At 64.2% G+C, this 19,561-nt stretch carries 17 protein-coding genes; 4 read left to right on the plus strand and 13 right to left on the minus strand.

Annotated features, from left to right (window positions below):
• Positions 1 to 11: 11 nt before the first annotated feature.
• Together LOY51_RS03370 and arfA are read right to left on the minus strand one after the other, a co-directional pair.
• A complete protein-coding gene (locus LOY51_RS03370) occupies positions 12 to 1,325 on the minus strand; it encodes a lytic murein transglycosylase (RefSeq protein WP_258644435.1) in 1,314 nt (437 codons plus the stop codon).
• A 250-nt stretch (positions 1,326 to 1,575) separates the two neighbouring features.
• Complete coding sequence (arfA, locus tag LOY51_RS03375; protein WP_125857306.1) at positions 1,576 to 1,740, minus strand: alternative ribosome rescue factor ArfA; 165 nt, start codon at positions 1,738 to 1,740, stop codon at positions 1,576 to 1,578.
• A gap of 448 nt (positions 1,741 to 2,188) precedes the next feature.
• Between arfA and LOY51_RS03380 the strand changes: the two genes are divergently transcribed.
• Positions 2,189 to 3,505, plus strand: coding sequence for a hypothetical protein (locus LOY51_RS03380; protein WP_258644438.1), 1,317 nt, complete (start codon positions 2,189 to 2,191; stop codon positions 3,503 to 3,505).
• A 27-nt stretch (positions 3,506 to 3,532) separates the two neighbouring features.
• Here LOY51_RS03380 and holA read toward each other — a convergent pair whose 3' ends face one another.
• The 3 genes from holA to leuS all read right to left on the minus strand — a co-directional run bounded on the left by holA (position 3,533) and on the right by leuS (position 7,880).
• On the minus strand, positions 3,533 to 4,570 hold the full coding sequence (gene holA / locus LOY51_RS03385; RefSeq protein ID WP_125857309.1) for a DNA polymerase III subunit delta: 1,038 nt from the start codon (positions 4,568 to 4,570) through the stop codon (positions 3,533 to 3,535).
• 36 nt (positions 4,571 to 4,606) lie between these two features.
• Complete coding sequence (locus tag LOY51_RS03390) at positions 4,607 to 5,212, minus strand: LPS-assembly lipoprotein LptE (RefSeq protein WP_258644441.1); 606 nt, start codon at positions 5,210 to 5,212, stop codon at positions 4,607 to 4,609.
• Between the two features lie 61 nt (positions 5,213 to 5,273).
• On the minus strand, positions 5,274 to 7,880 hold the full coding sequence (leuS, locus tag LOY51_RS03395; protein WP_258644442.1) for a leucine--tRNA ligase: 2,607 nt from the start codon (positions 7,878 to 7,880) through the stop codon (positions 5,274 to 5,276).
• 239 nt (positions 7,881 to 8,119) lie between these two features.
• Between leuS and LOY51_RS03400 the strand changes: the two genes are divergently transcribed.
• Both LOY51_RS03400 and LOY51_RS03405 read left to right on the plus strand, forming a co-directional pair.
• The gene (locus LOY51_RS03400) at positions 8,120 to 8,434 is read left to right on the plus strand and encodes a hypothetical protein (protein ID WP_125462479.1); all 315 of its coding nucleotides are present in this window, start codon (positions 8,120 to 8,122) and stop codon (positions 8,432 to 8,434) included.
• Between the two features lie 129 nt (positions 8,435 to 8,563).
• Positions 8,564 to 9,325 (plus strand): YdcF family protein, encoded by a 762-nt coding sequence (locus tag LOY51_RS03405; RefSeq protein ID WP_125462480.1) that lies wholly within the window; start codon positions 8,564 to 8,566, stop codon positions 9,323 to 9,325.
• 252 nt (positions 9,326 to 9,577) lie between these two features.
• Here LOY51_RS03405 and lnt read toward each other — a convergent pair whose 3' ends face one another.
• The 8 genes from lnt to LOY51_RS03445 form a co-directional block, all read right to left on the minus strand.
• On the minus strand, positions 9,578 to 11,095 hold the full coding sequence (gene lnt, locus LOY51_RS03410; protein ID WP_125857313.1) for an apolipoprotein N-acyltransferase: 1,518 nt from the start codon (positions 11,093 to 11,095) through the stop codon (positions 9,578 to 9,580).
• Positions 11,096 to 11,103: 8 nt separating this feature from the next.
• Positions 11,104 to 11,943: a CorC family transporter gene (locus LOY51_RS03415; protein ID WP_110993410.1), complete on the minus strand. Its 840-nt coding sequence runs from the start codon at positions 11,941 to 11,943 to the stop codon at positions 11,104 to 11,106.
• A gap of 26 nt (positions 11,944 to 11,969) precedes the next feature.
• Positions 11,970 to 12,443: an rRNA maturation RNase YbeY gene (gene ybeY / locus LOY51_RS03420; RefSeq protein ID WP_258644452.1), complete on the minus strand. Its 474-nt coding sequence runs from the start codon at positions 12,441 to 12,443 to the stop codon at positions 11,970 to 11,972.
• Positions 12,436 to 13,434, minus strand: coding sequence for a PhoH family protein (locus tag LOY51_RS03425; RefSeq protein ID WP_125462483.1), 999 nt, complete (start codon positions 13,432 to 13,434; stop codon positions 12,436 to 12,438). The genes ybeY and LOY51_RS03425 overlap by 8 nt, the downstream gene beginning before the upstream one ends.
• Before the next feature lie 262 nt (positions 13,435 to 13,696).
• Positions 13,697 to 14,242: a tetratricopeptide repeat protein gene (locus LOY51_RS03430; RefSeq protein WP_125857315.1), complete on the minus strand. Its 546-nt coding sequence runs from the start codon at positions 14,240 to 14,242 to the stop codon at positions 13,697 to 13,699.
• Between the two features lie 246 nt (positions 14,243 to 14,488).
• Entirely contained in the window at positions 14,489 to 15,772 is a 1,284-nt protein-coding gene (gene hemL, locus LOY51_RS03435) for a glutamate-1-semialdehyde 2,1-aminomutase (RefSeq protein WP_125462485.1), read from the minus strand.
• A 17-nt stretch (positions 15,773 to 15,789) separates the two neighbouring features.
• Complete coding sequence (gene thiE, locus LOY51_RS03440) at positions 15,790 to 16,413, minus strand: thiamine phosphate synthase (protein ID WP_125462486.1); 624 nt, start codon at positions 16,411 to 16,413, stop codon at positions 15,790 to 15,792.
• Between the two features lie 14 nt (positions 16,414 to 16,427).
• On the minus strand, positions 16,428 to 17,225 hold the full coding sequence (locus tag LOY51_RS03445) for a hydroxymethylpyrimidine/phosphomethylpyrimidine kinase (protein WP_125462487.1): 798 nt from the start codon (positions 17,223 to 17,225) through the stop codon (positions 16,428 to 16,430).
• 264 nt (positions 17,226 to 17,489) lie between these two features.
• Between LOY51_RS03445 and LOY51_RS03450 the strand changes: the two genes are divergently transcribed.
• Positions 17,490 to 19,481 carry a sensor histidine kinase gene (locus LOY51_RS03450; RefSeq protein WP_125462488.1) on the plus strand — a complete coding sequence of 664 codons (1,992 nt, stop codon included), beginning with the start codon at positions 17,490 to 17,492 and terminating at the stop codon, positions 19,479 to 19,481.
• Positions 19,482 to 19,561: the final 80 nt, after the last annotated feature.

Here is a 19,561-nt window from a genome sequence, read left to right on the forward strand (position 1 = left end):
CCTCATATTCACTAGCGGCGCAGGCTATCCAGCAATTTGTGCGTCGGATAGCCATCAGCCGGCCAGCCCTGCGCTTGCTGCGCATTGCGAATGGCCTTGCGGGTGTTGGCGCCGATGATGCCATCGGGGTTACCCGCCTCGTGCCCGCTGGCGTTGAGCAGGGTCTGCAGTTCGATTCGCTCGCTGCGGCTCAAGGGCAGGTCGTCTTTCGGCCAGCTACCGGCGATGAAGCCCCAGCCATAGAACCGATCGCCCAGCAGGCTGACCGCCAGCGCGTAGGACGACGAGTTGTTGTACTTGAGGATCGCGCGGAAGTTGTCCAGCACCAGGAACGCCGGGCCGCGAGCGCCAGCCGGCAGCAGCAGGGCGGCGGACAGTTGGCTGCTGTTGGCCGGCAGCTGGGTGCCCGTCGGTAGTTTCACGCCCAGCTGCAACCATTCGTTGACGCTCTTGCGCTGGCTGCCGTCGGCCAGCCAGTAGTCGAAGCCGGCAGGTACCTGCACTTCGAAGCCCCAGGGTTGGCCGCGTTTCCAGCCAGACGCCTGCAAATAGTGCGCGGTCGACGCCAGGGCGTCGGCGGTGCTGTTCCAGATATCGCGGCGACCATCACCGTCGAAGTCCACGGCGTGGGTCAGGTAGGTGGTGGGGATGAACTGGGTCTGGCCCATGGCCCCGGCCCAGGAGCCGCGCATGGCGTCGGGCTGGATGTCGCCGTTCTGCAGGATCTGCAGGGCGGCGATCAGCTGGTCTTGGGCGAACTGCGGGCGACGGCCTTCGTAAGCCAGGGTGGCCAGCGAGCGGATCACCGATTTGCTGCCCTGGAACTGGCCGAAGTTGCTCTCCATGCCCCACACCGACACCAGCACCTGGCGGTCGACACCATAGCGTTGCTCGATGCGGGCCAGCAGCTCGGCGTTCTGCTCAAGCAGCTTCTTGCCGTTGCGCACGCGCAGGGGTGAGAGCGCGCCGTCCAGGTATTCCCAGACCGGGCGGGTGAACTCGGGTTGGCTGCGGTCGGCCTTGATCACGTCCATGTCCGGGGTGACGCCGAGGAAGGCACGGTCGAACAGGTTCGGGCTGATGCCGGCTTGCAGGGCCTGTTGACGGAAACCCGCCTGCCATTGGGCAAAAGTCTGCAGGGGCTGGATTTCTGTGCTGGTGTCGGCGCTGGTACCGGGCAGCGTCACTACAGGGGCGGGCTGGGCAGGTGCCAGCGGTAGGGCGTCGGCGGCGGTGGGTTTCTCAGCGCAGGCGACGAGCAGGACGAAGCTGGTGGCTGCGATCAGCTGGCGGGGGGGCCAGCGGTGGGAAAGGCTGGAAAGCATGCACAGGTCCAAGGCTTACAGGTCAGGCGTGAACCTTACCATGGCTGCCGGGCCGACCGGAAAATTATGCATGTGAGCAATCGTATCGATGGGCGCTTGCTCAAGTGATTGTCAACTGACAGAACTGTCAGTTGTGCCTGGATACGCCGTTTTATATGTTGCGTATCGTCAGGAAGTTTAATGGTCGTTGTATCAGTGAAGTTTTCCGCAAACTTTAGAAGTTCGTTCGCTTGTCCGTCGAACAGTAATTTCAGGCGGCCATTAAGCAAGAAGCCTCCCAATCTCTCGATTGGAAGGCTTCGCGGCGGTAGCTGCCTTTGCCCTTTTCCGGTTTTTCCTGGCGGCAGCGGAACAGGGGTTGGGCGACGATCGACTTGGCTTTGTTGGGCGGATGCTTCTTGGATTTCCTGGTCATTTCGATACCTCTCGAGTAGGGCGGGCAGAGTAAGCCATCCCTGGACTACCGAGCCAATTGATTGAAACTATGTGAGGATGGCGTCGATGAACATCACAAGATCAACAAAGCCAAGCTTGGCCCTACCGTTAGTGATGTTCATTATTCTGGGCTTGAGTGGCTGTATCGGGCCGCGTGTCGATGAGCCCTTGCGCCCCCCTCCAGCGCCACCGCAGCCATCGGGGGTACTTGATGTCGCGGCCCGCCTCAATGCGCGTTATGCGAGCACGGTGGAGAATTGCAGCAATGGCGGGGCTGCCCTTGAATGCTCGGGGGTACTGATCAGGCGCTCGAGCTCCAGCAACTTCTGGGTACACAGTGCGGCGGCTGCAAAATTGGGTTCGGTCACTTTCTCCTACCTGCGTGCCGATGCGACGGTTCGCGGGCGGATGCCAGTGGCTTCATCTTCATGGACAAGCAGACTGCCCAGCAGCAAGGCAAGTCATGGGCTGAGCCGCGCTGTATCTATCCGTTGATCGCAGGTACTCAGAATGCCGGAAGGCCGGAAAATGGCTGCGGTTTTGCGACACGTGCGGGCGCTGAGCAAAGCACCTGTCGCGGGTTGGCCGTCCCAGCTGTGACTCCCGAGTTATGGATAGCGAATTTTAAAAGGTTCGGGTCGAATCCCAGTAATCAATGCTCGCTGAGCACGCGTGATGCCAAACAGTTCATGGCCAGTCTCAAGGTGCGGGGTTCTTTGGAACAGGCCAGCACCCTGCTGAACGAACTGTTGATCCCGACCTGGGATGTGAACACGCCGGAGCGGTTGCCCATCGAAGCCTTCTTCTACAACGCTGCTAGTCCCGGCAGCCTGATCACCGCCCAGATGCTGCGTCACGATTACCGCGTGCGAACGGGCTTGTCGCTACCGATCGTCACGCTTGACTTCGCGAAACCAACAGGCGAGCGCTTCGCTCAGCGTGCAGCGGACCAGGAGGATGGCTGGCAGGTAGCCGACCGGCTCAATGCTCGTTTCGTTGACAGGTCCAGGCAATGCGCAGATGGGCGTGCGCCGGTGTATTGCAATGGGGTGCTGGCGCGCGCCACGCAATACAGCACCGCGTTCCATGCCTGGAACCCCAACCCCAACACCAATCCCAAAGATGCTGTTTCGTTCTCGTACATGAGAGCGGACGTCAAGACGGTAAAACTGTTCTACCCACAGGGGCTGATTTTCGACCGCTTGGGATACACCTCCGGCCCTGGGCTCGTTGCGATTGAGCCGCTGTGTATCTACATGGCTGATGCCAATACCTGGAGTCGCAGCACGCAGGGGTGCGGGCCTGGTACGGACTTCCCTACCGACAGCAAACCTTGCGCGTCAATGGATATCAATACCTTGGATGCGCTCGGCACGCACTTTCGAAAAGTACCGGCAGATCCGACCTGGCAGCGTCTGCATCACCAGTGCAGCTTGGCGATCCAACCGGCTAGTTTCATGCTTGCAATCGACGGGCGCACGCAGTTCATCGTTGGCACTGAGAACCAGTTCTACGGCTACAACGAAATCATGTTGAGAGCATGGGCGCAGAATATTCCTGACAGTCTGCCCTTGGATGCGATCTTCTACACCTCGGCCGGTGGCACTGCCGCCCTGACCCAAGCCAAACAGATCCAGCAGGATCTGTTCCGCAGCTCTGCCAGCCTGATCAAGCCGGTGGTGCGCATTGACCTCAGTGCGACTGGCCAGGCGTTCAGCTATCGCCGGGAAGACCAAGGCTATTGATGACGCGCTGAGATGGCGTCAGGCGGCCTACTCTGCTGGCAGAGTGAGTCGCTGCCCGGCCATCAGCAGCGACAAGCGCGCCAGGCTGGTCCATGGCGACCCCTGGGCCTGCCCTTTGATTTGCGCATCAATACGCTGGGCATCCTGCAACAGCATGGCCCAGCGCTGCGCCGAGAGGCGTTGCAGGGCCTTGCTCACCAGCGGACGGCGCTTGTCCCACACCGGTGGCCGGGCCTGGCTGAAGGCCTTGTCCAGCGGCACCCCCTGGCTGAACTGCTGGGCCAGCCCCGCCAGCAGGCGCAGCTCGCGGGCCAGGGCCCAGAGGATCACCGGCGGCTCGACACCTTCCCCGCGCAGCCCCTCGAGCATGCGCAGGGCATGGGCGGCCTCGCCGTTGAGGATGGCATCGACCAGGCCGAACACATCAAAACGTGCGCTGTCGGCAACCGCCGCCTGCACGGTCTCGACGGTGATCTGGTTGCCATCGGCCAACAGCTTGAGCTTTTCGATTTCCTGGGCGGCGGCCAGCAGGTTGCCTTCGACCCTGGCAGCGATCATGTCGACCGCATCGCGCTGGGCTGTCAGGCCGGCCTGTGAGAGGCGCTGGTTGATCCACTGCGGCAACTGCTGGGCGTCCACCGGCCAGATCTGGATGAACTGGCAGTGACCGCCCTCGATCAGTGCCTTGCCCCACTTGGTTTTCTGCGCGCTGCCATCGAGCTTAGGCAGGCTGATCAGCAGCAAGGTGTCTTCAGCGGGGTTGGCGCAGTACTCGATGAGTGCGGCCGCGCCCTTGTCGCCAGGCTTGCCTGAAGGCAGGCGCAACTCCAGCAGGCGGCGCTGGGCGAACAGCGAGAGGCTGGCACCGGCCAGCAACAGGTTGCCCCAGTCGAAGTTGGCATCGGCGCTGAACACCTGGCGCTCGTCGTAACCTTGCTGGCGCGCGGCGCCTCGAATGGCGTCGGCGGCTTCCTGGCACAGCAGCGGGTCGTCGCCGCTGACGATATACACAGGCGCCAGCTGGCCCTGCAGATGTTTGTTGAGTTGGGCTGGGGAGAGTTTCATGGCGAAAGGCGGGGTGCCGGGGCACCCCGTTCAGGCTCAGTTGGCCGGGACTTCCAGCGGGGACTGCTGGGGCGTCTCGTCGCGGACGCGTTGTGCTTCCTGCAGTGCCTGGGCTTCGGCGCGGGCGCGTTCGTCGGCCTTGTGCTGCAGGTCGGCCAGACGATCCGGGGTCAGCTGTTGCAGGCGGACCATCATGTTCTGCACCAGGTCGCTGCGCATTTCCTGACGAACCTGGGTCGCTTCCTGACCGGAGCCGGTGATGTTGTTGCCATCGTGCACGTAGTAGCGCTGCACTTGCAGTTTGTCTTCCAGCAGCACGGTGTCGTTCTGGCCTTCGATGGCATAGTTCAGCACTGTGGTCAGCTCGTATTCGGCCGAGCGGTTACCACCGCTGTAGGTCGCCGCGCGCTGGGTTTCCTGTTCGTTGGTGAGTACCAGCTTGTACGGCGCACCGCTGTATACCCTTACCTCGCTGTTTTCCAAAGTGCGGCGCAACTGCTTGACGGTCTCGCCGTAAGCGTTGCGGGCGCTGAGGTCCAGCTCCTTGATGGTCAGTTCGGTGGTGCCGGTGCCGCGCAGCTGGAAACCACAGGCGCTGAGCAGTACGGCCAGGCCCATTACCAGCAGATTGCGTTTGATCATGTTGTAGCTCCCTCGTGGGCCGAATACGCCCGCCCGCGGCATTCGCGGGCGGGCGTTGCCATCAATTGGCGACGATGTTGACCAGCTTGCCCGGTACCACGATGACCTTGCGGATGGTCAGGCCATCGGTGAAGCGCAGGACATTCTCGTTGTTGCGGGCGGCCGCTTCGATCTCCTCGCGGCTGGCGGCGGCAGGCATGTCCACCTGGCCGCGCAGCTTGCCGTTGACCTGTACCACCAGCGTGACGGTGTCCTGCACCAGCGCGCTTTCGTCAACGGCTGGCCAGCCGGCGTCGATCACGGCCTGGTCGTGGCCCAGGTGCTTCCACAGCTCGTGGGAAATGTGCGGGGTGATCGGCGACAGCAGCAGGGTCACGGCTTCGAGGCCTTCCTGCAGCAGGGCGCGGTCCTGGGCGGTGGCTTGCGGGGCCTTTTCCAGTACGTTCATCACGGTCATCACCTGGGCGATGGCGGTGTTGAACTTGTGGAACTGGCCGACATCGGTGCTGGCCTGCTTGATCGCCGCGTGGATGGCGCGGCGGATGACTTTTTGTGCGTCGTCGAGCGAGGCGACATCCAGCTTGCCTGGCAGGCCCTGGGCAACGTGGGCCTGGGCCAGGCGCCAGACACGGCGCAGGAAGCGGCTCGCGCCCTCGACGCCGGAGTCGGACCATTCCAGGCTCATGTCGGGCGGCGAGGCGAACATCATGAACAGGCGGCAGGTGTCGGCGCCGTAGACGTCGATCATCGACTGCGGGTCGACGCCGTTGTTCTTCGACTTCGACATCTTCTCGGTGCCGCCGATTTCCACCGGCAGGCCGTCGGTCTTCAGGCGTGCGCCGATGATCTTGGCTTTGGCATCGCGCTCGATCTCGACATCGGCCGGGTTGAACCAGTCCTTGCCGCCGTTGCTGGCAACGCGGTAGTAGGTTTCGGCGACGACCATGCCCTGGGTGAGCAGGTTCTTGAACGGCTCGTTGGAGGTGACCAGGCCTTCGTCGCGCATCAGCTTGTGGAAGAAGCGCGCGTACAGCAGGTGCAGGATGGCGTGCTCGATGCCACCGATGTACTGGTCGACCGGCAGCCAGTGGTTGGCAGCTTTGGGGTCTACCAGGCCCTTGTCGTAGTTCGGCGAGGCGTAGCGGGCGAAGTACCAGGACGACTCGACGAAGGTGTCCATGGTGTCGGTTTCGCGCTTGGCCGCGGTGCCGCATTTCGGGCAGGTGCATTCATAGAATTCGGGCATGCGCGCCAGCGGCGAGCCGGCGCCGTCCGGCACCACGTTCTCCGGCAGGGTGACCGGCAGTTGGTCTTCCGGCACCGGCACGTCGCCGCACGCTGGGCAGTGGATGATCGGGATCGGGCAGCCCCAGTAGCGCTGGCGGCTGATACCCCAGTCGCGCAGGCGGAACTGGGTGCGCGACTTGCCGAGGTCCTTGCGGATCAGGGCGGCTTCCATGGCGTCGAAGGCGCCGGCGAAATCCAGGCCATCGAATTCGCCGGAGTTGATCAGTTGGCCGTGCTCGCCATAGGCGGCCTGCCATTCGCTGGAAACTTCGTCACCGGCGCTGGTGCGCACAACGGCCTTCACCGGCAGGTTGTACTTGTGGGCGAACTCGAAGTCGCGCTCGTCGTGGGCCGGCACGGCCATCACGGCGCCGTCGCCGTAGTGCATCAGCACGTAGTTGGCGACCCACACCGGCAGCTTCTCGCCGGTCAGCGGGTGTTCGACCAGCAGGGAAGTGGCCATGCCCTTCTTCTCCTGGGTGGCCATGTCGGCTTCGGCGACGCTGCCGCTCTTGCACTCGTCGATGAACGCCTGCAGCGCCGGGTTGCCCTGGGCGGCCTGGGTGGCCAGCGGGTGCTCGGCGGCGACGGCGACGTAAGTGGCGCCCATCAGGGTGTCGGGGCGGGTGGTGAAGACTTTCAGCGTGCCTTCGTGGCCGATGCTGGCCTGGTCGTAGGGGAACTGCACTTCCATGCCGCGCGACTTGCCGATCCAGTTGCGCTGCATGGTCTTGACCTGCTCAGGCCAGCCCGGCAGCTCGTCGAGGCTTTCCAGCAGCTCGTCGGCGTAGTCGGTGATGCGGAAGTAGTACATCGGGATTTCGCGCTTTTCGATCAGCGCGCCCGAGCGCCAGCCACGGCCGTCGATGACCTGCTCGTTGGCCAGCACGGTCTGATCGGCCGGGTCCCAGTTCACGGTACCGTTCTTGCGGTAGATGATGCCTTTCTCGAACAGGCGGGTGAACAGCCACTGCTCCCAGCGGTAGTAGTCCGGCTTGCAGGTGGTGACTTCACGGGCCCAATCGATACCAAGGCCCAGGCTCTTGAGCTGGGTCTTCATGTAGTCGATGTTTTCGTAAGTCCACTTGGCCGGGGCGACGTTGTTCTTCATCGCCGCGTTTTCCGCCGGCATGCCGAAGGCGTCCCAGCCCATCGGCTGCAGGACGTTCTTGCCCAGCATGCGCTGGTAGCGGGCAATCACGTCGCCGATGGTGTAGTTGCGCACGTGGCCCATGTGTAGCTTGCCGCTCGGGTACGGGAACATCGACAGGCAGTAGTAGGTGTCCTTGCCTGGCTGTTCGGTAACAGCGAACGACTGTTGCTCGTCCCAGAACTTCTGGGCGGCGGCTTCGATATCACGGGGCGTGTATTGTTCGTGCATGGCTACTTTTTAACTGAGAGAGAAAGGACCCTGTTTCCAGGCAGCGGAACCTCGCTGCGACCGGCACTCCGGTGTCGATAGAGTGAACGCCGTAGCATACATGAGCGCCGCGCATCGTGGGAAACCCTGATTGCGTCCCCCGCCGCGCGGGCCGTTGGTCGCGGCGGGCAGCTGCTTTTCATGACAACGCTAAGCTCATTTGTGGGGGGAGATATTCTTACCTTCAATGAGGTGAACGGATGGGAGAGTCGCAACTACCTGCAAGCAAACCGGAGCTTTACGAACGCCTGATCGACCGCTTGGGCCTGGCACTGGAAGTGGCCAGAACCTCGGTACGATTGCGCGACGAGATGCCTGCCGAACTGGAATTGCGTGGCCTGAGCCACGCCGAGTTCGAGGTGATCAAGGCCTACCTGGAGTCACTCCCGGCAGGTCGCCATGCAAGCGCCGGTGCCTACCCGCAACCGGAACCATCCTCGGCCAGGATCATCTGGCTCAAGGATCGAAAACGCGCCACTGCTCCAGCAAGATCCAGGACGCAGCCATCCCGATAGCCGTTCAGGTTTGCAGGCGCACGTGCTCACGCGCCGGTTCTTCAATACCCACACTGCGATCGGCGTCGACCTCCCCTTGAGGCCCGACGCCGATCCTCTTAGGCTGCATGCCTTCCATGGAGGTGTGCGATGCCGATTCGCTTTTTCATCAAACAATGGCTGATGCCGCCGGGCGTGCTGCTGCTGTTGCTGCTGGCGGCCTGGTGGTGGCGCCGGCGCCGGCCGCGCCTGGCGGCTGCGTGCTTTGCACTGGGCCTGGGCGGGCTGTGGCTGATGAGCCTGCCGTTGGTCGTGGAGCAGGCGGCCCGGCAGTTGGAAACGGAGCCTGCGTTGGCGCCGCAGAGCTGGGCGAGCCTGGCAAGCCGTGCCGATGCCATCGTGGTGCTCGGCGCCGGGCGTGATCGAGGCGATCCGGCCTGGGGCGGCAGCGATCAACCTTCCTACCTGGCCCTGGAGCGCATGCGCTATGCCGCGCAACTGGCCAAGGCGTCCGGATTGCCGGTGCTGACCAGCGGCGGCCTGCACTATGGCACGCCGCCGAGTGAGGCGCAGTTGATGGCTGAGCGGCTGCAGGCAGATTTCGGTGTCTCGGTCAGCTGGAAGGAAGAGGCCAGCCACACCACTTGGGAGAACGCCGCGCTCAGCGCGCAGGTTTTGCAGCCGCTGGGGATCCGCCGTGTGGTGGTGGTGACCCAGGCCTGGCACATGCAGCGCTCGCGCTGGAGCTTTGAGCGTGCCGGGTTCGAGGTGGTGCCGGCGCCGGTGGGATTCCTCGGGCGCGATCATGCCCGGCCGTTCGCGGGGTTGCTGCCAGAAAGCCGGGCGATCTGGCAGAGCGGGCAGTTGCTGAACGAGGCGGTGGGGCTGGTGGGGTATCGGCTGTTCTACTGATTCTTGCACCGCAGGTGCCGGCCTCTTCGCGGCGGTTCGACGCCTCGATAAACCCGCTCCCACAGCTACTATGCAAGCCTTGAGGGCCGCGGCGAACCCGTGGGAGCAACTGTCTTATGTTGTCAGTGCTGGCCTCATCGCTGGCAAGCCAGCTCCCACAGGTACGATGCTTGCCTCGAGGTTGGCGCGGTCCATGTGGGAGCGGGTTTATCGAAGCGTCGAACCGCCGCGAAGAGGCCCTTGCGAGCGCTATCAGACGGTCTTGGCAATCCGCCCGGCCAGCAACGCCCAACCCAGCAGCAATGCACAGACAATCGCCAGCGGCCACGAACGCCATTGCAGGTAAGGCGTCAGCTGTTGCATCGGCACTACCTCGCCATACAGCACCGCACGCTCGAACTGCGGGATCTGCGTGGTGATCTTGCCGAACGGGTCGATCAGCGCGGTCACGCCGTTGTTGGTGGCGCGGATCATCCAGCGGCCGGCTTCCAGTGCCCGCATCTGCGCCATCTGCAGGTGCTGCAGCGGGCCGATCGAGGTGCCGAACCAGGTGTCGTTGCTGATGGTCAGCAGCAGGTCGCTGCGGGCTGCCAGGCTGGCGGCAAACTCGGGGTAGACCACTTCGTAGCAGATGTACGGCGCAATCTGGTAGCCCTTGGCCTGCAGCAGCGGCTGGTCCGCGGGGCCGCGGGCAAAGTCCGACATCGGCAGGTTGAAGAACTCGATCGCCCCGCGCAGCATGTCCTGCAGCGGCACGTATTCACCGAACGGCACCAGCTTCTGCTTGAGGTACAGGCCGTCGCCTTCACCGGCTACGGTGATGCCGTTGAAGTAGCGCCGCTGGTGGTGGACCATCTGCCGTACCGGCACCCCGGTGATCAGCGCCGAATGCCGCTCGGCGGCAAACGCCCCCATCATGTCGATGTAGCCCTGGGCCTGGTCCTTGAGCACCGGTACCGCGGTTTCCGGCCAGATCAGCAGGTCTACCGGTTTTGAGCTGAAGCTCATGTCACGGTACAGCGCCAGCTGAGCGTTGACGTGGGCCGGGTCCCATTTCAGGTCCTGTTCGACGTTGCCCTGCAGCGCGGCGACCTTGAGCGGGTCGCCGGCCGGCTGGGTCCAGGCGTGGCCCTTGAGCGCCATGCCGACGACCCAGGGCGCCACCAGCAACACGGCGCCGATGGCCAGGAACGATGGGCGCGCGCGCAGGCGGAGCAGGTTGCACAGCAATGCCGCAGTCAGCGCAAGGCAGAACGACACCAGCCACACACCGCCGAGCGGCGCCAGCCCGGCCAAGGGGCCGTCAAGCTGGCTGTAGCCGGCGTAGAGCCATGGGAAGCCGGTCAGGAACCAGCCGCGGAAAGCTTCCTGCAGCAGCCACAGCGCAGCGAAGCTCAGCGCATCGGCCAAAGGCGCCTCGTCGCGGCGCAACCAGCGCGCCCAGAGCCAGGCCGGCAAGGCGAAGAAAAACGCCAGGCAGGCGAAGAACGCCAGCAGCAGCAGGATCGCCAGCAACGGCGAGGCGCCGCCGTAGGTGTTCATGCTGACGTAGATCCACCAGGTGCCGGCGCCATACAGGCCGAAGCCGAAGCTCCAGCCGCGGGCCAGGGCCTGGCGCGGGCTGAGGGTACGCAGGCCGGCGTAGAACAGGGCGATGGACAGCAGCGCCAACGGCCAGATGTCGAATGGCGCCAGGGCCAGGAGGGTGGAAGCGCCGGCCACCATGGCCAGCAGGTTACCGGGCCAGCCGGGGCGGGTGATCCAGCGCATGTTCGTCCTTAACGGTTGATCGGTGTCAGGCGTAGCAGGTGTATCCGCCGGCTGTCGGCGTTGAGAATGCGGAAGCGGTAGCCGCCGATCTCGGTGGTCTCGTTGCGTTTGGGCAGGTGGCCGAACGCACTCATCACCAGGCCGCCGACCGTGTCGAACTCGTCATCGGAGAATTCGCTGTCGAAGAACTCGTTGAAGTTCTCGATCGGGGTGAGTGCCTTGACCAGGAAGTCGCCGCTGGGCAGCGGCTTGATGTAGCTGTCTTCCTCGACGTCGTGCTCGTCTTCGATGTCGCCGACGATCTGTTCAAGCACGTCTTCGATGGTGACCAGGCCGGCCACACCGCCGTATTCGTCGATGACGATGGCCATGTGGTTGTGGTTGGCGCGGAACTCGCGCAACAGCACGTTCAGGCGCTTGGACTCGGGCACGAAGGTGGCCGGGCGCAGCAGGTCCTTGATGTTGAAGCTGTCGCCGTTCTCTTTGAGGATCAGCGGCAGCAGGTCCTTGGCGAGCAGGATGCCAAGCACATCGTCATGGCTCTCGCCGATCACCGGGTAGCGCGAGTGCGCGGCATCGATCACCGCTGGCAGAAACTCGCGTGGCGACTGGCTGGCCTTGATGCTGATCATCTGCGAGCGCGGCACCATGATGTCGCGCACCTGCAGGTCGGCGACCTGGATGGCGCCTTCGACGATGGTCAGCGCTTCGCTGTCGAGCAGCTTGTTCTGATGGGCTTCGCGCAGCAGTTCAAGCAGCTGCTGGCGGTTTTTCGGCTCATGGGCAAAAGCCTGGGTCAGTTTACCCAGCCAGGACTTTTGCCCGTTGCTCGATCGGTCTTCGCTCATGGCGGTTACTCGTGTTCCTTGCAGTGTCAGTGTGTGATTGGGTCGGTTTCGTCGTCGGCGTACGGGTCCGGGTGACCCAGTTCCGCCAGCAATTCCCGTTCCAGCGCTTCCATCTCTTCGGCTTCGTCGTCGTCGATGTGGTCGTAGCCGAGCAGGTGCAGGCAGCCATGGATGACCAGATGGGCCCAGTGCGCTTCGGGGGATTTGCCTTGTTCTTGAGCTTCGCGCTCGACCACGGCGACACAGATCACCAGGTCGCCGAGCAGCGGGATGTCCAACAGATCGTCGGGCACGTCGGCGGGGAAGGACAGCACGTTGGTCGCGTAGTCCTTGTGCCGGTAGGTGTGGTTAAGCTCGCGGCCTTCGGCTTCGTCGACCAGGCGGATGGTCATCTCGGAGTCGGCGCTGCGCTGGCGCAGGGCAAGCTCGCACCAGCGACGGAAGAGGGCGTCATCCGGGCTGGCGGCATCCGTTGCCCGTTGCAGATCGAGTTCAAGCATCTTTGCCGCGCGCCTCGGGTTGGGCCTGTCGGGCTTCGAAGCGGTCGTAGGCTTCGACGATGCGTTGCACCAACGGATGGCGCACCACGTCCTTGGGCTGGAAATGGGTGAAGCTGATGCCAGGCACGTCCTTGAGCACCTCGATCACATGAGCCAGGCCCGACTTGGTGCCGCGTGGCAGGTCGACCTGGGTGATGTCACCAGTGATCACCGCGGTCGAGCCGAAGCCGATGCGGGTGAGGAACATCTTCATCTGTTCGAGCGTGGTGTTCTGGCTCTCGTCGAGGATGATGAAGCTGTTGTTGAGCGTGCGGCCGCGCATGTAGGCCAGCGGGGCGATCTCGATCACCTGGCGCTCGATGAGCTTGGCCACGTGTTCGAAGCCAAGCATCTCGTACAGCGCGTCGTACAGCGGGCGCAGGTACGGGTCGATCTTCTGGGCCAGGTCGCCGGGCAGGAAGCCGAGCTTCTCGCCAGCCTCGACCGCCGGGCGCACCAGCAGGATGCGGCGCACCTGCTCGCGCTCCAGCGCATCCACGGCGCAGGCCACAGCCAGGTAGGTCTTGCCGGTACCGGCCGGGCCGACGCCGAAGTTGATGTCGTTGGCCAGGATCTCTTTGACGTAGCGTTGCTGATTGACGCCGCGCGGCGTGATTTTACCCTTGCGCGTGCGCAGCGAGACGCTGACTTCATTGACAGCGGGGTTGCCGATGTTCTCGACCGCTGATTCCTGGAGATAGAGATGGACCGTTTCCGGCGACAGCTCGCTGGCCTTGGCCTCGCGATAGAGGCGGCGCAGCAACTGTTCAGCGGCGGAGGTGGTCTTGGGTTCGCCGATCAGCTCGAATTGATTGCCGCGGTTGCGGATTTCGATGGCCAGGCGTTGCTCGATCAGGCGCAAGTGCTCGTCGAACTGGCCGCACAGGTTGGCGAAACGGTTGGCCTCGAAAGGTTCGAGGATGAAGCGATGGGGTTGTATGGGTGCGTTCAAGGTGGTTTTTAGCCGCTCGACGGCAATGAATGTGAGCTCAAGAATAACCCTTGAGTGGCAGTGGCGAAAGCACTGAAACGATCAAGGGTCGGTAGTGCCCTTGGCGGCCTCATCGCGGGGCAAGCCCGCTCCCACGTTATGGCCTGTTTTGGGCTGCCTCCAAAAACAGTTCCGTGTGCTCCGCAATGGAGCCGGCGCGAGCACGGGAAATCCTCGACCCATCTTGATCGGCATTTCTTACGTCCGTGTGATAGGGCTGTCGTCAGGGGAGGGGAGAGAACGGGGTGCGCCCTTCGGCGTTCTGCAGTTCCAGCAGGTACTTGCGGAAGATCTGGCCGAGCACCTGGGTGGCATGCTCAAGCTCGTCGCGCGGCATTTGCTCGGTGACTTCGTCGGCCATGTCCAGTGCATCTTCGGCGCCGTTGACCGCAGCCATCTTCAGCAGGATGTAGGCCTGCACGTTGTTGGCCTTGACTCCTTCGCCGTGGAAGAACATCGAACCGAGGCGATACTGCGACTGGGCGTGGCCCTGCAGTGAGGCCTTCTCGAACCACTTGAGTGCATTGTCGAGGTGACGGGGGGTACCGCTGTAATAGAACTCGCCCAGCTCGTACTGTGCTTCGGCATCCCCGGATTCCGCCGTTTGCTCGCAGGCCTTCAGGGCAGTCTCCTGATCCTCCGGCGCGGCATTCAGCGTGCAGCGGCCCGTCGCTGGAATCAGCAACGAGTTACCGCCCTCCGCCAGGGCCAGCAGGGGCTGAAGAAGCAACAGGCAGCCCATGGTCAGGGCGCGGCCGGTGCGGTTCATGGGGATCGACTTACCTCTGCAAAGCTACGGCCAAGGTCTCTGGTGGCACATTATGGGATAAGCAGCGCCAACCTTACAAAGTTTTACTGGAAATTCTACACCCCGAGCCAAGGCTGCTGATTTTGCCAGTGTTTGTGAGAGGGGTCACATTCACCGGCCAGATCGCGGGGCAAGCCCGCTCCCACGCAGAGCTGAGTCACGTGGGAGCGGGCTTGCCCCGCGATCTGGCCAGTACCGGCAGGCGCCTTACTTCAGCTTGGCGAATGCCCGCTCGGCCGCATCCAGGGTGATCTGCAGCTCTTTGTCGCCGTGGGCGATGGAGGTGAAGCCCGCCTCGAACGCACTCGGCGCCAGGTACACGCCGCCGTCGAGCATCAGGTGGAAGAAGCGCTTGAAACGGTCCGCATCGCTGGCCATCACGTCGTCGAAGGTGACGATGTCATCGGCGCCGCTGAAGTACAGGCCGAACATGGCGCCCGCCTGCGTGGTGACGAACGGGATGCCGGCGGCATCGGCGCGCTGCTGCAGGCCGTCGAGCATGCGGCTGGTGTAGGCGCTGAGCTCGTCGTGGAAGCCCGGGCGGCTGATCAGCTTGAGGGTGGTCAGGCCGGCCGCCATGGCCAGCGGGTTACCGGACAGGGTGCCGGCCTGGTAGACCGGGCCGAGCGGGGCGATGCAGCCCATGATTTCGCGCTTGCCGCCGAAGCAGCCGACCGGCATGCCGCCACCGACGATCTTGCCGAAGGTCGACAGGTCGGGGGTGATGCCGTAGTAGCCCTGGGCACCGCCCAGGGAGACACGGAAGCCGGTCATCACTTCGTCGAAGATCAGCACTACGCCGTGCTTGTCGCACAGTGCGCGCAGGCCTTCGAGGAAGCCCGGCGCCGGTGGTACGCAGTTCATGTTGCCGGCCACCGGCTCGACGATGATGCAGGCCACGGTCTGGCCGACTTCGGCGAGGGTTTTCTCGACCGCGGCGATGTCGTTGAACGGCAGCGTCAGGGTGTGCTTGGCGAAGTCCGCCGGTACGCCGGCAGAGCTGGGCACGCCCTGGGTCAGCAGGCCCGAGCCGGCCTTGACCAGCAGGCTGTCGGAATGGCCGTGGTAGCAGCCTTCGAACTTGATGATGGCGTCACGGCCGGTGTAGCCACGGGCCAGGCGGATGGCGCTCATGGTGGCTTCGGTGCCGGAGCTGACCATTCGCACCATCTCCATCGATGGCACCAGCGAGCAGACCAGGTCGGCCATCTCGGTTTCCATGGCGGTCGGGGCGCCGTAGGACAGGCCGTGCTGCAACTGATTACGCACGGCGTCCAGTACGTCCGGGTGGCCGTGGCCGAGGATCATCGGGCCCCACGAGCCGACGTAGTCGACGTAGCGCTTGTCATCCTCGTCGACGACGTAGGCGCCTTCGGCGTGCTTGAAGAACAGCGGAGTGCCGCCGACGCTCTTGAAAGCGCGGACCGGCGAGTTGACGCCGCCGGGGATGTGCTTCTGGGCTTGGGCGAACAGGGCTTCGGAACGGGACATGGGATCTTCTCTCGAAATCAGGAAGCGAACAGGGCGTTGAAGGCGCGGGCGCGGCGGGTGACTTCCTGCGCGCTGTCGGCACCGAACAGGCCGTGGATCACCGCCAGCAGGTCGGCGCCATGGGCGACCAGCGGGGCGGCGTTGTCGAGGGTAATGCCGCCGATCACGGCGATCGGCAACTTGACCTGGGCGCGGGCCTGTTCCAGCAGATCGACGCTGGCGGCCGGCGCGCCCGGCTTGGTGACAGAATTGAAGAAGCGGCCGAAGGCGACGTAGTTGGCGCCTTCCTTGGCGGCCTGCTGGGCAAGCTCAAGGCTGGCGTGGCAGGTGGAACCGATGATGGCCTGGCGGCCGAGCAGGGCGCGGGCCGGCGTGAGCGGGCCGTCGGTCTGGCCCAGGTGCACGCCGACGCCCAGGCGTGCGGCCAGTTCGGCGTCGTCGTTGATGATCAGCTGGGTGCCGTAGCGCTCGCACAAGGTCATCAGCGCTTCGGCCTCGCGCAGGCGGCGCGCGGCATCGTCACTCTTGTCGCGGTACTGCAGCAGGCAGACGCCGCCTTCGAGTGCCGCCTCGACGTGGCTGAGGAAACGGCCGGCGAGCAGCTGGCTGTCGGTGATTGCATACAGACCGCGGAGCTTCATCGGGTGGCCTCGTGTCAGGAGCAGAAATCCAGGGGCAGGCGGCGCGGCACGTACTGGCCCTTGCCCAGTTGCTCGGCGTCACGCAGGGTGCGCCAGGTGTAGTCCAGGGCGCTGCGCACGGCGCTTTGCAGCTGCTCGCCAAGGGCCAGGCGGCCGGCCAGGGCGCTGGCCAGGGTGCAGCCCGAGCCGTGATAACTGCCGGGCAGGCGTTGGCAGGTCCAGGTGTGCTGCTGGCCATCGCGGCTGTACAGGCGGTTGTGAATTTCGTCCTCGTCGCCGTGGCCGCCGGTGATCAGCAGGTGCTCGACGAATGGCAGCAGCTTGGCGGCGCACTCGTCGGCGGTGCCGTCCGGCAGTTCGGCGAGGATACGCGCCTCGGGCAGGTTCGGCGTGGCGATGGTGGCCAGCGGTAGCAGGCGCTCGCGCAGTGCGTAGCCGACCTCGTCCTTGCCCAGGCGGCCACCGCCGCCGGCGCGCAGCACCGGGTCGCAGACCAGCGGCAGGTGCGGGTGAGCCTTGAGCAGTTCGGCCACGGTGTCGACCATTTCGATCGAGCCGAGCATGCCCAGCTTGACCGCGGCCACGGTGGAGTCGGCCAGCACGGCGTTGGCCTGGGCCAGCACCCACTCGCGGTCGAGCACGCGGAAGTCGGAAACGTTGACGGTATCCTGCACGGTCAGGGCGGTCACGGCCGGTGCGGCGTGACAGCCTTGGGCGATCAGGGCTTCGATATCTGCCTGCAGCCCGGCGCCACCACTTGGGTCGTGGCCGGAGAGACAGAGGACAACGGGGCGGGAGCTGTAGGTATTCATGGTCGGCGAGCTTATCACCAAACCTTTTTGTGCGGATCGGTCGCCGCGCAAGATTTGCTGATCGAGTGGTCAGGATGGTCGCGATGCTTCTCCTGTAATGCGCATGCTAGAGCTGTTTCATGCAAATTTAGTGTGGCCTCTGGTCTTGCCGGAAAGCTATGCTAGAGTGCTCGGATAATTCGATCAACGGACTCTGCCGGATCACGTCGTCTCAAAGGGAAGGGAGGCAACGCGACGCGAACGGACAGGCCATGCTGGGGCTGTATGCGCTATTTGCTGATTGTGCTTCTGGGCTGCTTGCCCCTGTTCGCCGGGGCGGTCGAATTCGACGCCAGCACCTCACGACTGCCACTGGGCAGGTTCATGCAGGTCTACGAGGACCACGATGGCAGCGCCAGTATTGGCCAGGTCAGCGCGCCTGCCTTTGCCAGCCGTTTTCAGGCGCACCCCCATGAGGTGCTCAATGCCGGTTACTCGACCTCGGTGTTCTGGCTGCGAATCGACCTGAACTACGCCGCCACCCCCTCCGCCGCGCCGCGCCAATGGTTGCTGGAGCTGGCTTACCCGCCGCTGGACCATCTCGAACTCTACCTGCCGGATGCCCAAGGGGTATTTCGCCTGGCCCAGCGCACTGGCGATGCATTGCCCTATGCCAGCCGGCAGATTCGCCAGAACAACTACCTGTTCGAGCTGCCCCTGCAACCTGGGCAGGCAACCACCGCCTACCTGCGCCTGCACAGCCAGGGTTCGGTGCAGGCGCCGCTGACGCTGTGGTCGACCCAGGCGTACCTTGAAGACCAGCCCACCCGCCTGTATGTGCTGGGCATGATCTATGGCGTGCTGCTGGTGATGCTGGTCTACAACCTGTTCATCTACCTCAGCGTGCGCGATGTCAGTTACCTCTACTACATCCTCTACATCGCCTCCTTCGGCTTGTACCAGGTGTCGGTCAACGGCGCCGGTATCGCCTACTTCTGGCCGGACAGCCCGTGGTGGGCGAATGCCGCGACGCCCCTGTTCATCGGCGCCGCCGGGCTGTTCGGCTGCCAGTTCGCCCGCCATTTCCTGCAACTGGGCCGGCTCAGCCGTGGTTTCGACCGCCTGCTGATGGCGCTGATGGCGGGTGGCGCGCTGGTCATGGTGCTGGCGGTGACCCTGCGTTACGGCATTGCGCTGCGCATGGCCACTGTGCTGGCGCTGTTGTTCACCGTGAGCATCTTCAGCGCAGGCCTGTACGCCTGGTGGCGCGGGGTGCGGGTGGCGCGCTGGTTCATCATCGCCTGGACCGCCTTCCTGCTGGGCGGGCTGGTCAACACCCTGATGGTGCTGGGCTATCTGCCTAATGTGTTCCTTACCATGTACGCCAGCCAGCTCGGCTCGGCGCTGGAGGTGGCGTTGCTGTCACTGGCCCTGGCCGACCGCATCAACAGCCTGCGCGAGCAGCAGGCCCAGGCCCTGCGCGAGACCGGGCGCACCCTCGAGCAACTGAACCAGCAACTGGCCCACAGCAATCGCCTGAAAGACGAGTTCCTTGCCACCGTCACCCATGAGCTGCGCACCCCGATGAACGGCGTGATCGGCTCGTTGGAGCTGCTGCACACCCTGCCCATGAGCGCCGAGCAGGCCCAGTACCACCGCACGGCCGCCGGTTCCGCCCAGGACATGATGGCCATGGTCGACGACATCCTCATCCTCACCGAGTTGCAGGCCGGCCGCCTGCGCAACCACGGTGTGCCGTTCAGCCTGCGCCGCCTGCTCCAGGAACTGCGTGCCGGTTACGCCGGTCAGGCGCTGGCCAAGGGCTTGTACCTGACCCTGGATATCCCCGCCGACGTGCCCGACAGCCTGGTGGGCGATGCGCAGAAGCTCGCCCGCTGCCTGGCCTGCCTGGTGGATAACGGCCTCAAGTTCACCCATCAGGGGGGCGTGACCGTTCAGGTGCGTGGCCGGCGCATCGGGCCCGACCGGCTGGCGCTGAGCCTGACCGTCAGCGACAGCGGCATCGGTTTCGAAGACCTCGACCAGGCCGTGCTGTACCAGCGCTTCTTCCAGGTCGATGGTTCGATGACGCGGCGCTACGGCGGCCTGGGCATCGGCCTGTCGATCTGCCGCCAATTGGGCGAACTGGTTGGCGCGCAGCTGTCGCACGAGTCTACCCCGGGGTTGGGCAGCCGCTTCGAACTGAGCCTGATCCTGACCGTGGCCCAGGTGCAGGTGACTTCCAGCCGGGCGGCGACGGGGCGCAGGCGCTACTGACGGGCGGGCAGGAAATGATCTGCTCATCGGCAGTTTTGTCACTTTGACTGTGCGGGCTGCGGTGCTTCACTGGGTTTTCC

The sequence above is a fragment of the Pseudomonas sichuanensis genome (genome assembly GCF_024749065.1).
GTDB lineage: Bacteria > Pseudomonadota > Gammaproteobacteria > Pseudomonadales > Pseudomonadaceae > Aquipseudomonas > Aquipseudomonas sichuanensis.